16 protein-coding genes are annotated in these 14,932 nt (G+C 44.2%); 1 reads left to right on the top strand and 15 read right to left on the bottom strand.

Features of this window, described 5'->3' with window-relative positions; translation table 11 throughout:
- Positions 1-41: 41 nt before the first annotated feature.
- The 12 genes from C7457_RS01975 to C7457_RS01925 are packed head-to-tail and all read right to left on the bottom strand — an operon-like array spanning position 42 to position 9,179.
- Positions 42-914: an ArsA family ATPase gene (locus C7457_RS01975; protein ID WP_121169764.1), complete on the bottom strand. Its 873-nt coding sequence runs from the start codon at positions 912-914 to the stop codon at positions 42-44.
- Positions 895-1,161: a DUF7990 family protein gene (locus C7457_RS01970; protein ID WP_121169763.1), complete on the bottom strand. Its 267-nt coding sequence runs from the start codon at positions 1,159-1,161 to the stop codon at positions 895-897. Before C7457_RS01970 ends, C7457_RS01975 begins: the two co-directional genes overlap by 20 nt.
- Positions 1,136-2,005 (bottom strand): lysophospholipid acyltransferase family protein, encoded by an 870-nt coding sequence (locus C7457_RS01965; protein ID WP_121169762.1) that lies wholly within the window; start codon positions 2,003-2,005, stop codon positions 1,136-1,138. Before C7457_RS01965 ends, C7457_RS01970 begins: the two co-directional genes overlap by 26 nt.
- On the bottom strand, positions 1,959-3,041 hold the full coding sequence (gene lpxK, locus C7457_RS01960) for a tetraacyldisaccharide 4'-kinase (RefSeq protein ID WP_121169761.1): 1,083 nt from the start codon (positions 3,039-3,041) through the stop codon (positions 1,959-1,961). The genes C7457_RS01965 and lpxK overlap by 47 nt, the downstream gene beginning before the upstream one ends.
- Positions 3,022-4,203: a 3-deoxy-D-manno-octulosonic acid transferase gene (locus C7457_RS01955; protein WP_121169760.1), complete on the bottom strand. Its 1,182-nt coding sequence runs from the start codon at positions 4,201-4,203 to the stop codon at positions 3,022-3,024. The genes lpxK and C7457_RS01955 overlap by 20 nt, the downstream gene beginning before the upstream one ends.
- Positions 4,204-4,863: a 7-carboxy-7-deazaguanine synthase QueE gene (locus C7457_RS01950; protein ID WP_121169759.1), complete on the bottom strand. Its 660-nt coding sequence runs from the start codon at positions 4,861-4,863 to the stop codon at positions 4,204-4,206.
- Positions 4,860-5,015, bottom strand: a complete 156-nt coding sequence (locus tag C7457_RS08740) for a hypothetical protein (protein WP_170137323.1) — start codon at positions 5,013-5,015, stop codon at positions 4,860-4,862. The genes C7457_RS01950 and C7457_RS08740 overlap by 4 nt, the downstream gene beginning before the upstream one ends.
- Before the next feature lie 8 nt (positions 5,016-5,023).
- Entirely contained in the window at positions 5,024-5,536 is a 513-nt protein-coding gene (locus C7457_RS01945) for a cob(I)yrinic acid a,c-diamide adenosyltransferase (RefSeq protein WP_121169758.1), read from the bottom strand.
- On the bottom strand, positions 5,527-6,654 hold the full coding sequence (gene dxr / locus C7457_RS01940; RefSeq protein ID WP_121169757.1) for a 1-deoxy-D-xylulose-5-phosphate reductoisomerase: 1,128 nt from the start codon (positions 6,652-6,654) through the stop codon (positions 5,527-5,529). The genes C7457_RS01945 and dxr overlap by 10 nt, the downstream gene beginning before the upstream one ends.
- The gene (gene hisS / locus C7457_RS01935) at positions 6,651-7,883 is read right to left on the bottom strand and encodes a histidine--tRNA ligase (RefSeq protein ID WP_121169756.1); all 1,233 of its coding nucleotides are present in this window, start codon (positions 7,881-7,883) and stop codon (positions 6,651-6,653) included. The genes dxr and hisS overlap by 4 nt, the downstream gene beginning before the upstream one ends.
- The gene (gene upp, locus C7457_RS01930; protein WP_121169755.1) at positions 7,873-8,526 is read right to left on the bottom strand and encodes a uracil phosphoribosyltransferase; all 654 of its coding nucleotides are present in this window, start codon (positions 8,524-8,526) and stop codon (positions 7,873-7,875) included. The genes hisS and upp overlap by 11 nt, the downstream gene beginning before the upstream one ends.
- Complete coding sequence (locus tag C7457_RS01925) at positions 8,523-9,179, bottom strand: hypothetical protein (protein WP_147422178.1); 657 nt, start codon at positions 9,177-9,179, stop codon at positions 8,523-8,525. Before C7457_RS01925 ends, upp begins: the two co-directional genes overlap by 4 nt.
- Before the next feature lie 41 nt (positions 9,180-9,220).
- On the opposite strand from C7457_RS01925, the gene C7457_RS01920 reads away from it, so the two are divergent.
- Positions 9,221-11,539, top strand: coding sequence for an EAL domain-containing protein (locus C7457_RS01920; protein ID WP_121169753.1), 2,319 nt, complete (start codon positions 9,221-9,223; stop codon positions 11,537-11,539).
- On the opposite strand, the gene C7457_RS01915 is transcribed toward C7457_RS01920, so the two are convergent.
- From C7457_RS01915 to C7457_RS01905, 3 genes are read right to left on the bottom strand one after another with little or no spacing between them, the layout of a single operon-like run.
- Positions 11,517-12,422, bottom strand: coding sequence for a histone deacetylase family protein (locus C7457_RS01915; RefSeq protein ID WP_121169752.1), 906 nt, complete (start codon positions 12,420-12,422; stop codon positions 11,517-11,519). The two genes, C7457_RS01920 and C7457_RS01915, sit on opposite strands and share 23 nt — an antisense overlap.
- On the bottom strand, positions 12,419-14,572 hold the full coding sequence (gene rnr / locus C7457_RS01910) for a ribonuclease R (protein WP_121169751.1): 2,154 nt from the start codon (positions 14,570-14,572) through the stop codon (positions 12,419-12,421). The genes C7457_RS01915 and rnr overlap by 4 nt, the downstream gene beginning before the upstream one ends.
- The gene (locus C7457_RS01905) at positions 14,563-14,931 is read right to left on the bottom strand and encodes a toprim domain-containing protein (protein ID WP_121169750.1); all 369 of its coding nucleotides are present in this window, start codon (positions 14,929-14,931) and stop codon (positions 14,563-14,565) included. The genes rnr and C7457_RS01905 overlap by 10 nt, the downstream gene beginning before the upstream one ends.
- Position 14,932 lies beyond the last annotated feature (1 nt).

The following is a 14,932-nucleotide window of genomic DNA, read 5'->3' as shown; positions in this document are numbered from 1 at the left end:
TTTACCATTAAGGGTAGGCAAAAGGGGAAAATTTGCAAACTTTAAAGGACTTTTAGAAAGAGCTCAACAAAGGGCTCTAAAGATTCAATCCCTATCGGCTCCTCCTTTAAAGGAGGAAAGTAAAGGGTAGGCTTACCAAAGAGGTTTCCTCCTTTCCCTTGGAATCTGTTTGCAAGGATTAGATTTACCCTAACTCCCGCCCTCTCAAGCTCTTCAACTGTCCTCTTTCCTATCTCAAGTGAAAGTTTTCCCGGATTTACAACAACTCCAAAGAAGGTTTTAGGGCTCTTAAAGACCTTCCCAAGGAAACTGTACTCCTCCCTCCTTCTCCTAAGGACTTCTACTACAGGGTCCCTCCCAACCGGTTCCCCTGCCATCTTCCTATACTTTAGAGATTCCTCCCTCATCTTTATTAGGGAATCAACCCAGTTTAAAAGCTTATCGGGAGAGGCCATAAGGCGAACTGTATAGCCCGAAGGGGCAGTATCAAAGACGAACTTCTCAAAGTTCCCCTCATATTTCCTCATTATCTGGTATATTGAGTCAACAGCTGCAAGCTCAAGAGCTCCTGGAGAGTAGTAGGCAAGCTCTATCTGGTTCTTTACGTTCCCAATTAAAGCAGGGCTAACTATCTTCTCAGCCTCTTTCTCAACTCTCTTTAGGTACTCCCTCATACTCCTTTCAAGGTCAACCTCAAGTGAAAAAAGGTTTTGAATTACTTGCGTCGGGGAGCCCCCAAGTTCCTCTTTAAGGAGGATTGAGAGGGAGTGGGCGGGGTCAAGGGAAACTAAGAGAGTTTTAAATCCTTTCTTTGATAGGGAAAGGGCTAAGGAAGTTGAAAGTGTTGATTTACCGACTCCTCCCTTTCCAGAGAGGAAAAAGACGTTAAAACCTTTAAGGTTCACCGATTTCACCTAAGACCCTCCACAGGATTGAAGCCTTCTCACTCTCCCTCCAGGCATCAACTTCCGAAGATAGGTAGGGAAGGAGCTCCACAGTGTGATAGTAGAGTGGATTTGGAATTCCAATCTCGTCACTCAAAATCAGGGTTAGAAGGTCAAGGTCTTTGTATAGGGCTCTCTTTCTGAGTTTATCAGTTGCGTTATCAAAGCCGAGAGCCCCGATAAAGAAGAGCCTAACGTTCCTTAGAAAACCTTTCACTTCTCCACTCCTTAAACTCTGGGGAGTTCTTCCACCTCCTATGGAACCAGAACCACTGTTCAGGGTGCTTTCTAACAGCCTCTTCAATTGCACTCGTGTACTTTTGGGTCAGCTCTTCAACGCTACCATCAGGGTATATGGGCTCTCCAATCTCAACCTTGTACCTGCCGTTTTCAATAAAGCAGAAGGCTGGAATTACGGGCTTTCCGCTCTTTAAAGAAATTAAGGCAACTCCTTTATTTGTATAGGTTTTCCTACCGAGGAACTGGGTTAAAACTCCTTCACTCACCTTTGGCCTCTGGTCAAGGAGAATTCCAACAAATCGCCTCCTCTTTAAGTCCCTTAAAACCTCAACTCCCCTGCCGGTTGGAATAACCTTTATCCCCCAGCTACTGCGAATTGAGTTTATAAGGGAGTCAACCCTTCTGTTCTTCATAGGCTTTGCAACTACTGAGAGCCTACCCCCTGATAGCTTAGAACACAGAGCTCCCATAAGCTCCCAGTTGCCGATGTGGGCAGTTAGGAAAATTCCCCCTTCTGCGGGAAGGGAGGAAATATCAACCGGGTAAAAGAGAGATTTAAGGTAGGAAAGGGAGTAATCTGGAGACTTTAGAAAATCAACGGCACAGACAAGGAAGTTCTTAAAGCTCTCCTTACCGACCTTAAGGGGAAAACCGGTAAACTCAAGGTTCTCTCGACAGACCCTCTTAACTCGCGGGTAGTTATAAAGGAGTTCTCCAAGTCCCCTTGCAATAGAAATTGCCCTTTCTCTCTTTAAGCTCCTCAAACCCTTTAGGCTAAAGCTTAAAGCTAGATACTCCAGAAGGTGCAAGGTCTCCTTCAAGCTTTTCCTCTTTACTCCTTTGTGCGTTTTTAACGTTTGCCAGGATAAACTCTTTAAGACCGTAAGCTTCAAGTTTTAAGACGGGAGCTCTCACTCTCCTCAACCTTCCCTTCAGCTTTATTAAGTCCTTCTCAGTAGTTACAGGGTTTTCAAGTTCTGATAGTCTCTTTAAGTCCTCATCGGTGTAAACGTGGTGGTCCTCAAAGACTAAGTAGTTGCGAACTCTGTAACCCATATCAACAATCATCTTTAAAAACTGGTCCGGGTTCCCTATTCCGCAGAAGACGTCAACAAACTCCCCTTGAGGAGGGTGGGTCCTCTTAAACTCACCGTCAACCCAGAACTTAAAGTGCTGCTGTGCGATAAATATCGGCTTTTTAAAGGTCTTTAAAAAGAGCTCCAGACTCTCCAGCCTCTCAGAGCTGACCAAGTTTGCCCTGGTTATAACGAAGGCATCCGCCCTTTCAAGGGAAGAAATCGGCTCCCTCAGAAGACCAAGGGGAAGGCAGTGTTCGTCTCCAAAGGGGTTAAATGGGTCAACTGAAACTAGGTTTAGCGTAGGCCTAACCTTCCTGTACTGAAAGCCGTCATCAAGGATAACTACATTTGAACCCTTTTCAAATGCAAACTCAATACCTTTCAGTTTGTCCTTTGATACAACAGTCCTGTAACCCTTTAGAGCGTAAACTGAAGCCTCATCTCCAAACACTTCAGGCTGTGGTTTTGCAAAAGCAGGTCCCTTCTCCTTTCCCCTGTAACCTCTGGTAACTATTGCGGGAGAGAAACCCGCCTCTTCAAGGTATAGGTAAAGGCTCTCTACTAGGGGAGTCTTACCGCTACCTCCTGCAACGATATTCCCAACAGATACTACCGGAAGGCCAAAAGAGGTTGAGTTCAAAAAACCAGAATCGTAAAGGTAGTTTCTTAAAGAGGAAACTCCACAGTAGAGCTTTGAAAGAAGCCAGAGTAGAGGGTAGAGGAGTGAGAAAAGGCCTTCTCTATTTAAAACTTTTCTTCTAATCTCGTTTAAACTCACCTTCTTCCCCAATTAGAGAGAGAATTCTATCGGAAACTCCCCTCTTCTCCTTCCAGAGCTTAAAGGAGGAACCTGCAAGGTCTGAAGATAGTTCAGGATTCTTTAAAAGAGAAGAGAGGAACTGAAGGAGCTCCTCCCTTCTTAGAATGGGAACGTTAAGCTCAAGGGCGAGCTCCTTAAAGTCATCTGAAAACTCCCCCATAACTGTAGGTTTTCTAAATGCAACGCTCTCAACCGGGTTGTGGCCACCAATCCCCGGAACGAAACTTCCCCCGATTACGCACAGGTCTGCGTAGTAGTAAAGGCCTGAGAGCTCCCCAACTGTATTGACAACGTAAAAGTCAATCCCTTCTGGAACCCTTAAACTCTCGCTCCTCCTTAAAACCTTCCCGGGGAGCTCAAACTTCCTGCCAACGTGCCTTGGAGCTATAACAGTTAGGAGGTTGGGAAAACTCTTTTTAAGCTTAAAGTGGAGCTCTCCAGCTATCTCCTCCTCCCCCGGATGGGTGCTTCCCCAGATAATAACTTTCCTCTTCCCCTCAATTTCAAGGGGAGGAACTTCCCTCGGAGGGGAGTAGTCAAGTTTCAAGTCTCCAACAACAGTTACCTTTTTAAAGCCGAGCTCTTTAGCCCTCTCTGCATCGTAGGAACTACGGGAGAGGAAGTAACACTTTTCAAAGTAACCCTTTAGGAAGTTAAACCTCTTTAACCTTCTGAATGTCCTCTCTCCCACCTTTCCGCTGACAAAGTAAACGGGAATTCCAAGATCGGTAGCTCCCTTTAAAAGGGAGGGCCAAATTTCAGTCTCGTAGATTAGTATTTTCCTAGGCCTTACTTTCTTTAAGAACCGAAGGACAACCGGGTAAAGGTCTATAGGCAACAACCTCTTTGGAACAGCGGGATAGAGCTTCCCAGCCCTCCTCAGCCCGTAGTCAGTAAAAGTGGTAATTGCCACTTCTCCCCTTAACTTATCAACGAGGGGCTTAATAGTGTTTACCTCTCCAACGCTTGAAGAGTGAATTAAAACCTTTCCCCTTCCTCCAGGAAAGGAGGAACTAAACCTCCGAATGAGTGAAACTTCTCCCCTCTTCCTTGTTAAAAACTTCAAAAGGGGGAAGAAGGGAATAGAGATTAACAGGAAAAGGTTATAGAGCCAGAACATCTACCTCATTCCTAGGAGTTTATGAACTTGTGGAATTAAACGAACCTCAAAGGATTTAAGCAGTCTCTCCCTTCTCCTAACCATATCCCATACCCTTTTAAAGGTTTCAGCGTAGTCCTCTTTCGGGTGGTGGATAGGTTGAAGAACGACAGGTTGAGGAATTAAGTTAGAGTTGGAAAAGAGGAAACCCTCAAAGAGGTCAAGGTCCCTCTCATCATAGAGGGTGTACTTAAGCTCAACGTCCTCATAGGACTCAAGGAACTTCAAAAGGGTCTCCAAGGGGAACTCAACCCCCATAGTTGGAGGTTTGGGAGAGAGGACGAGGTGGAGCTTATTTTTTGGAAGCTCCCTAAAGATGTAACTGCACGTCTCAACTGTAACTCTCCTAACGGAAGGAAGCGACGTAAGGAGCTCCACCAGATCTGGGAGCTCTTCCTCCTCAAAGGGTTCTCCACCGGTTATCACAACTTCAGGTAGACCTGAAGAAACAACTAAATCTACGATCTCATCAACTCTTAACTCTCTACCGCTACTCCAGGAGTACTTAGTATCGCAGAAGAGACAGCCTACAGAACACCTTCCGGTCCTTATAAAGAAGGAAGGAGTTCCAACGGTTAGCCCTTCCCCCTGAATTGACTCAAAAACCTCACAGATCCTCATTTCCTCTTTTTCACCTCAACGGGAGACTTGACCTTAACGTCGTAATTCTTACCTACAACGTAACCTCCGGCCGCTCCGGCACCAGCAGCAACAAGGATTGGAACACAACCGGTTAAGAGAGGAAGTGTAAGAAGGAGGGATAAAAACTTCATACCACCTCCTAGTAATCAATTCCTTTCCTAGCTTTCAAACCTTGGTAGTAAGGGTGTTTAAGGAGCTGAAAGTAAGTAACGTAGTCTGCAAGTTCAATAACTTCAGGCTTTGCATACCTGCCAGTTAGTATAAGCTCAAGTTCAGTTGGTTTTCCTTTAACGAAGGAAACGACCTGAGAAACCTCCAGTAAACCGAGGTGAACGGCAACGTTAATCTCATCAAGGACGAGGACGTCAAACTCCTCAGCTTTCATACAGGCCAGCTTAAAACCTTCCTGAGCCCTTTCGTAATCCTCCGGAGTAACCCTAAAGTCGTAACCGGGCCTTCCAGTCTGGTAGAACTCAAAGTTCGGAAGGTACTTTGCAGCCTCTACCTCTCCGGTTGGAACACCTTTAATAAACTGGATAAAACAGCACCTTAAACCCCTACCAACTGCCCTTAAGCAGAGGCCTAAAGCCGCAGACGTCTTTCCCTTACCGTTCCCGGTATAGACGTGAATCATACCCCTTTCTAAAGCCATTTTCGGGCTACCTTCCAGGCAAGTTCTTTAGCCCTTCTATCTACTTCAACAACATCCTCAATGCTTTCTGGTTTTGGGAAGTTTGACCTTTCAAGGACCTCTTCTATCAGAACGGGAATCTGGGTAAACTTAATCTTCCCTTTTAAGAAGAGCTCCACAGCAACCTCATCTGCAGCGTTTAAAACTATTGGGTAAGGGTATCCCCTCTCTAAACTCTCATAGGCAAGTTTCAAGCAGGGGAACTTTCCGGTATCCGGCTCGTAAAAATCAAGCTTTAAGCCTGAAAAGTGAAGGTTCAAAGAGGGAAACTTCTCTCCAAGGGGGAGTCTCTCCGGATAGGAAAGGGCATAGACTATAGGAATCTTCATATCCGGAACGCCCATCTGGGAGATCACAGAACCGTCTACAAACCTAACCATTGAGTGAACTATACTCTGAGGGTGAATAACCGCCTTTATCTTCTCTAAGGGAAATCCAAATAACCAGTAAGCCTCTATTACCTCAAGCCCTTTATTCATTAAAGTGGCAGAATCTATGGTTACCTTCTTTCCCATATTCCAGTTAGGATGTTTAAGGGCTTCTTCAGGCTTAACTTTATCAAGGTCTTCCCTCTCTCTAAAGGGTCCTCCCGAAGCTGTAAGGATAATTTCCTCTACGCTCTCTCGCCTCTCACCGTTTAAGCACTGGAAAATGGCAGAGTGTTCACTATCAACAGGAATAATCTCCCTAGAAACTGACTTTACAAAAGGACCGGCACAGACTAGGGCCTCCTTATTTGCAAGGGCAAGTCTCTTACCCTTTCTAGCGGCCCAGTAGGTAGGGAGAATTCCAGCTGAACCTGAAATTGCAGCTACGCATACGTCAAAATCAAGCTCCTCAATTAACCTCCTTATCCCTTCAATGCCTGTAAATGCCTTAAACGGAAGGTTATTTGGAAGTTCCCCTTCAAAAAGGGCTACCGCTTCAGGTTTAAACTTTTTAGACTGGGATAGGAGAGAGTCCCTATTCCTACCGGCAACAAGACCTACAACTTTAAACTCTTCAGGAAAAGCCTCTACAACTTTTAGAGTACTCTCCCCGATAGAGCCTGTTGAACCAAGAACTAAAACCCTCTTCATAACCTTGCAAGGAGCTCCTTGAGACTTTCTACCCTCTCCTGTTTACCGGTTGAGAGCTCTTTAAGGGAATAGAACTCTCCCTCAACTTCATCCTGGCCTATTATCACTGCAAACTTAACCTTTAAACGGTCTGCAGCCTTCATCTGAGCCTTAAAGCTTCCCTGTCTGTGGTCAATCTCAGCCCTTATACCTTTACTCCTTAAGAAGTTGACAACTTCAAGGCCCCTTCTGTAAGCCTCCTCTCCCCTGGTTACTACGAAAACTCCTCTCCTTTCAACCTCAAGTTCAGGAATGAGGAGCATAACCCTATCTATTCCCATGGCAAAGCCAAGGGCCGGAACCTGAGGGCCTCCAATTTCCTCTACGAGGTAGTCGTACCTTCCCCCTGCAAGGACTGTACTCTGGGCTCCAAGTTGGGAGCTCTTAAACTCAAAGACCGTTCTCGTGTAGTAATCAAGGCCCCTAACGAGGAACGGGTTCTCTTTAAATTCAACTTTAAAGAGATTTAGGTACTCTTTAACCTTCTCGTAGTGCTCCCTGCATTCAGAACAGAGGTAATCTGTAATCTTAGGAGCCTGGGAAACAACTTTTTGGCAACTTTCATTCTTACAGTCGAGGACCCTTAAAGGATTCTTTTCAAACCTCCTAACACAATCTGGACAGAGAAAATTAAGCTTACTCATTAAGAAGTTAATGAGAGCTTCCCTGTAAGCAGGCCTACACTCCCTACACCCGATAGAGTTAACCTCAAGGACCGCCTCAACTGAGAGCTCCTTCAAAACCGTATCTGCAACCTTTATCAGTTCAGCATCGGCTCCAGGCTGTGAAAAGCCGAAGACCTCGGCCCCAGCCTGGAAAAACTGCCTCTTCCTCCCTGCTTGAGGCCTTTCAAACCTGAACATAGGGCCAACGTAGAACCACTTTGTAAAGGGCTCCTTAGCGTAAACGCCGTGCTCAACGTAAGCCCTTACGGCTGAAGCAGTTCCTTCAGGCCTAAGGGCAACAACCCTTCCGCCCTTATCTTCAAAAACGTACATCTCCTTGTTTACTATGTCGGAACTTTCTCCAACGCTCCTGGTAAAGAGCCTGGCTTCCTCAAAAATAGGAAGGATTACCTCACTAAACCCCGCCCTTTCAACAACTTCCTTAAATGTATCTACGACTCTCTCATACTTTAAACTCTCAGGCGGAATAAGGTCTTCCACCCCTCTTAGAGCTCTATACTCCATAGCCCTCTACTACCTCCACATCGTCTGTTCCGCAGAACCTATCTCCGGCATCACCAAGGCCGGGAACTATGTAGCCGTAGTCGTTTAACCTTTCATCAACGGCAGCAGTAACTAAAGTTAAACCCTCAAATCTCTTCAGCCTATCAATCCCTTCAGGTGCGGAAACTACAGAGACGAAGGTTAACTGCTCGGCCTTAATACCCTTAGAAAGGAGCTCCTCTATACAGTAACTTGCAGTCCCACCGGTTGCAAGCATAGGGTCAAGGAGGACGTACCTTGCTCCCCTAACTAAAGGGTACTTCTTATAGTAAGGAACCGGCTCTAAAGTCTCCTCATTCCTGTAAACTCCCATAAAGCCGATCCTTCCCTTAGGATAAAGGCCAATAGCGGGAGGTATTAGGGAAAGGCCAGCCCTTAAAATAGCTATAAAGACAACCTCTTGGCTAACCTGGTACGAGAAACCCTCTGAAACGGGAGTTTCAACCTCTACCCTTTTAAGTTCAAGCCCCTTTAAAGCTTCAGGTATGAGGAGCAGGCCGAGCTTCTCTAAAGTCTCCCTAAAGAGCCAGTGGGGAGTGTCTTTCTTCCTGAGAACCGTTAAAAGGTCTTCCTTAAGAGCTCCCTCAACTACTTTTAAATTCACTTCATCAACCTCTCAGCAAGTGAGGATATTGGCAGAAAACCGTAGTCCCCTTTAATTGCACTGTATATGTTAAAAGCCTCTTCCCTATTTCCCCTTTTAAGGGCAAAGAGGAGTTTATCGTATAAGTATTCGGGGTGAGTCCACTCCTGCCTCTCAACTTTGTAGTTCGGAAGTTTACCTCCATCAAGGCTCCAGGTTAAAAGGGTAGTCTTTGACGGAGGAGAGAGTAGGTAACTCTTTGAGGAGGCAAGGCCTTTCAAGTAACTACTTTCACCCTTAATCTTCCCTATCAGGAACTTGGCAAGCCTTGAGGAGGGAGCTCCCCCATACTCCTTTACCGCTCTCTCAAAGTAGCTCAGAGCCTTCTCTTCTTTACCCCTATCAAGGTAATAAATTCCTCTATCAACAAGCTCTGCAGCTTTCATTTCAGCTTTCATGGTGTAAAATTTATAACCAACGTAAAATCCTCCGATAGTAAGAGCAAAAAGTAAAAACGATAGGAGCTTAGCCCTGTGCTTAGAAATAAAGTGAAGGAGCTTATAAAGGTCGGAGACGAGCTGTTCGGCCTGTGGAGTGTCAATTTCCTCAGGAATCTGAACTTTAGGTTCCTCTTTCCCTTTACCTCTATACACTCTATACGGTGGCCTTTTCAAGTAGAAACCTCCAGAAGGTTTTGGAGAATTGTACCAGTTAGGTGGCAAAGTTGAAGGGTGATAAAAAAACACTATCTACTACGCCTACACTTTTAATTATTTCAATGCTCGTAGGGTTGTTTGGGCTAGTAATCTTCTTTTACACATTTTACAAATCTGAGCTTAACCAGGCCATCTACAAATCGGTCCTAACACAGGCAAAGAACAGGCTAAAGTATACCACTTCCTCCTACGAGTCATTGCTTAAAGAGGAGGGCCATTTAAACCTGAAGGAAAGCAAAGAAGAGATTAAAGAGGAGGTAAAGAACGCCTGGGTTATAGCCAACTCCATCTATCACTTCTGCAAAAGGAGAGGGTGTAGAGATGAAACAATAAAGCTCCTAATCAAAAACGCCCTCCAAAATTACAGGTTTTTCAACGGGCTGGGCTACATCTTCATAGACAAGGTAAAAGGAAGGGTCGTTCTGAACCCTGCTCACCCCCAGATTGAAGGGAAAAGTATGTGGAACTGGAAAGACCTAAAAGGAAAGTTTGTTCACAGGGAATTTGAAAGAATAGTCCTCTACTCACCTAACGGCGAAGGGTTCATAACCTACTACTGGTACAAACCAAACAGTAAAGAAGTTGATAAAAAGATTTCATACATAAAACTCTTTAAACCTTACAACTGGATAATAGGAGGAGGCGTTTATTCCTTCCAGATAAAAGAAAAGATAAAAAAGCATGCCCTCTCTGTTGGAAAAGCTATTAACGCCTTCATTTACGATCCCAGCTCTCAAAAGGAGAAACCTGCTGTTTTAAAAGGTTTAAAGCCTGAAGACTTAAGAGAAGGCGTTTTCGTGTATACGAAAGACAAACTCTATTACCTGAAACTTTACCCAGAATGGAACTGGATAGTAGGAAGCTACATCTCAAAATCAGAAATGGTGAAGGATACTTTCTACCTTCAGAAGGAATTTCTAACAAAGGCTAACAAAACCATTGTATTAACATCGGCAGTTATTTTAATAATAATCACACTTTCGTCTTTTGCACTTTTTAACTACAACAGAAAATTGGCTGAATCTATTAAGGAACTTAAGGAAAAAGAAGGGAAATTAATAAAGTTAACCAGAAACCTAAAAATCATTGCTTACAAAGATGAAATAACGGACCTCCCTAACAGTAAAAAACTTATAGAAGACCTTATAAAGATAGACCCTTCAAAAAACATTCACTTTGCTCTTATAAACATAAGGAACTTCAGGGAACTCAACGAACTCTTCGGTTTTGACGACGGAAACAAAATCCTAAAGGCTTTTGCTCAAAACCTTAAAAGAGAAGTGAAAAAGCTCTGTAAAAGCTGCATCGTTTATAGAATAAGGGGAGACAAATTTGGAGTCCTCAGCTGTGGCCTTAACGATACCCAGTTCATCGAACTTATAGAAAAAATAATTCAGAAGCTAGAAAACCACGAATTTGAGGTAAACAACATAAAGTTCAAACTTGACGTTATTGCCGGAATTTCCAAAAACAGAGACAACCTCCTTATTGAAGCTGAAATGGCAGAAGAAGAAGCTAAGAAAAGAGACTTTAAACTATACGTATTTGATAAGGAGCTTGAAAATAAGTTTAAAAAGCTTGAGGAAAACCTTAAGATTGCTATCTTACTTAAAGATGCACTGGAAAACGACAAAGTTGTTCCCTTCTTCCAGCCGATAGTTGAACTTAAAAGCCTTAAAGTCGTTAAACACGAAGCACTAATGAGAGTTGAAACTCCTGAAGGAATCCTAAATCCGGGACAGTTTTTAGAAGTTGCAAAGAAAATCTCTATTTATAAAAAGCTATCACAATCAGTCCTTGAAAAGGCCTTCAAAAAGTGTGCAGAAACGGGAACTGACATATCGGTAAACCTATCAACAGAAGACCTGGCATCAAACAGAATGGTTAACTGGATCATAGGTAAACTTGAGGAATACAAAATAGCAGAGAAAGTCTGCTTTGAAGTAGTTGAAACAGAAGCTTTTAGCGATCTTAAGATCCTTGAAAACTTCTACCGCAGAATTAAGGATATAGGAGCTCTCCTAGCAATTGACGACTTCGGAAGCGGTTATTCAAACTACGAATACCTAGCAACCGTTAAACCTGATGTAGTTAAGATTGATGGAAGTCTAATATCTAAAATATCCACCTCAAAGGAAGTGGAGAAGCTGGTAAGGCATATTGTTGCCTTCTGTAAGGACCTCCAAATAAAAACGGTAGCAGAATTCATATCCAGTAAGGAACTATACGAAAAGGCCAAAGAAATTGGAATTGACTACGGTCAAGGTTACTACTTTGGAAAACCGAGCCCCGAGATTAAGAATGAATTAGAAGTTTAAAAGTAATTGAACTACATCTTCTTAAGGCATTAAGGTTGTATCCACCTTCTAAGGTAAATAGGAGAGGAACACCGAGAGAAAGCGCAGAATCAACAATTTCGGTAACTATTCCCTCTACACCTCTATCTGAGACCTTAAGGTCTGTTAAAGGATCATCTTCATGAAGGTCGTAACCGGCAGATACAAGGATAATTTCTGGAGAAAAGTCCTCAACTGCCCTTTTGAAAAGGGTTGAGTAGACCTCTAAAAACTCCCTGTCTGATGAACCTTCAGCCATAGGAACGTTTAAAACGTGGGAGTTATTCTCAGAAACAGAACCGGTTCCAGGGTAAAAAGGGTACTGGTGGGTTGAGAAGTAGAATACCCTCTCTTCGTCATAAAAGGCGTGCTGAGTTCCGTTTCCATGGTGAGCGTCAAAGTCAACTATAAAAACCTTCTCAACTCCCATTGAAAGGGCCTTTAAAGCACTAATAGCAACGTTGTTAAAGATGCAAAAACCCATAGCCCTATTCCTCTCTGCGTGGTGACCGGGAGGACGAACCGCACAGAAAACTGCTTCATACTTACCTTCTAAAAGGAGCTCCACTCCAAACTCATTTGCCCCTGCAGCCATTAAAGCAGAATCACAGGTAAACGAGTTATAGTAAGTATCTGGGTCAAAGAAGCCGGGAGCCCTCTCCCGGCAGGAAATTATCACGTCTTGAACGTAAGACTCTTCATGGACTGCAGTTAAAAGTTCATAGGAAACCTGCTTTGGCTTTAGAATGGGAATTCCGAGCTCGTAAACCGGCTCCATAAAATACTTCAGCCTCAGGGCATTTTCAGGATGAGAGGGTAAATCGTGCTTAAGGTAAACATCATCGTAAATTACTGCCGTCTTCACTTCAACTTCCTTACAATTTCAAATTCGGCCTTTCGATTTTCAATATCCACAGAAAGGAGCTTTACTAAAACCCTATCTCCAATCCTGAAAACAGTTCCAGTCTTTTCACCAACTAAACAGTACTGCTTTGGAACGCAAATGTAGTAGTCATTCTTTAGGCTGGAAACGTGGACAAAACCGGGAATTACCTGTTCAATAGTTTCAACGTAGAGTCCCTGTTCTGAGACTCCGGTAATTACTGCTTCAAACACCTCGCCTACGTGGTTGGAGGCAAACTGTAACTTCTTAAGCTCAATAACGTCCCTCTCAGCCTCATCTGCAAGGACAGACCTTTCAGTTATGTGCTTACAGATTACCTCTAACTTCTCCTCCCAGGCGGGAATGCTGTCGGGCTTAAACAGGCCTTTCTGGGCCATCTTAACAAGCCTGTGGAGGGTAAGGTCCGCGTAACGTCTAATGGGAGAGGTAAAGTGGGTGTAGTAAGTTGAAGCAAGGCCGAAGTGGCCGATGTTATCTGGCGAGTACTTGGCCCTTGCCATAGTCCTGAGCATTAGATAGTTAACCAACTTCTCCTCAGGCCTTCCTTCAACCTGTTCTAAAATCCTCTGAAGGATCTTAGGCTGAATATCGTTCTTAACAGAAGGAACCCTAAGTCCTAAGGAGCGAACGAAGTTCAAGAACTCCTGAAGTTTATCCCTATCGGGGGATTCGTGAACCCTATAAACGCTCGGGTAGTCTGTCCAGAACATAAACTCGGCAACAGTTTCATTTGCAGCAATCATAAATTCCTCAATTATCCTGTGGCTCCAGAGCCTCTCAGCCTTGTAAATATCTATAGGCTCTCCCTCTGCATTAAGAACTACAACCGGCTCTGGAAGGTCAAAGTCAAGAGAACCCCTCTTGTAACGCTTCTTATAGAGGATCTGTGCAAGCTGGTACATCTTCTTGAGTGAATCAACAACGTGAGGGAACTTCTCTACTGCCTCCTCATCTCCGTCTATTATCTTCTGAGCAATTGTGTAGGTTAACCTTGCCTTACTGTGAATCACGCTCTCGTAGATTTTATAGTCAACGACAATTCCCTTCTTGTTTATCTCCATCTCACAGGTAAAGGTTAACCTATCAACGTTAGGGTTTAACGAACAGATTCCGTTTGAAAGCCTCTCTGGAAGCATCGGAATACAGCGGTCGGGGAAGTAAACGCTGGTCCCCCTCCTGTAGGCCTCCTTATCAAGGGCGCTTCCCGGCTTTACGTAGTAGGAAACGTCGGCTATGTGAACGTAGAGCTTGTAGTGGCCGTTAGGGAGCTCTTCAATCGCAACGGCATCGTCAAAGTCCCTTGCGTTCTCGCCATCTATCGTAAAGCAGAGCTGATCCCTCAGGTCAACCCTTCCTTCAATATCCTCAGGCCTAACCTCATCTGGAATTTTCTCAGCTTCCTCAAGTACCTCAGGAGGGAACTCCGTTGGAAGGTCGTACTTCCTTATAATCAGCTCTATATCAAACTTAGGACCGCTCTTCCCAAGGTTCTCAATTACTTTCCCTACAGGCCCCCTGGTCTCTGAAGGGTAGGAAACTATTTCAACAACTACGTAATCCCCATCTTCAACCTTCTTACAGTCGGCGTGGGTAAGGATTATGTCGTAGCGAATCCTCTTATCCTCAGGAACGACAAAACAGTGTCCCTTACTCTTTTCAACCCTTCCTACAACCTTTTTCACAGCCCTTTCAATCACAGAAACTATCTTTCCCTCTCTCCTACCTTCCCTCCCTTCCTTAACTATCTCAACTGCAACTATATCTCCGTTCATCGCCCCTGCCATACTCCTACCGGGAACGAAAACCCCCTTTCCTCCCTCAAGAGGATCAACGAAACCGTAACCTTCTCTGTAGACGCAGAGCTTTCCTACAACGAGCCCTAACTTCTCAGGAAGGGCAAACTTTGAGCCCCTTAACTTAACAAGCTTTCCACCCTTTGCAAGCTCCTTTAACTTTGCCCTTAAAGCCTCCCTCTCCTCAGGAGGAATCTTCAGGTACTTTGCAATTTCCCTGGCCCTTAAGGGCTTATTAAACCTCTCAAGGGCTTCAAATATTCCCCTCTCAAGCTCCTTTTCCTTCTTAAACTCCCTCTCAACGTTATCTAGTTCCATCCTTCCTCCAAAACTCTTTGTGGTATTTTCTCTACAAATTTAACACCACTCCTCTTTAAATCTTCCCTAAAAGAACCATCAACTTTAAGGCCATAACTCTCAAGGATCTTTGAAAGCTTCCTGTAAATATCCTCTCCTGTCCTATCAAGGTCTGTCAGGATAACTACTCCTTCGTACTTTTCCGAGAGTTCTTCGGCTATATCGTGAAACTTCCTTCCCTTCATCGTATAAACAGGTCCAATGTCAAAACGCTCAAGGGCCATCTTATCCCTCTTCCCCTCCACCAAAACGACCCACCCCTCTTTACCGAGCATAAACCTCTTTAACCTGTAGAGAAACCTCTTAAGCTCTCCATCCATC

It is taken from the genome of Thermovibrio guaymasensis, assembly GCF_003633715.1.
GTDB lineage: Bacteria > Aquificota > Aquificia > Desulfurobacteriales > Desulfurobacteriaceae > Thermovibrio > Thermovibrio guaymasensis.
The sequence above is the reverse complement of the archived record's forward strand: the minus strand, read 5'-3'. Positions and strand labels throughout refer to the sequence as shown.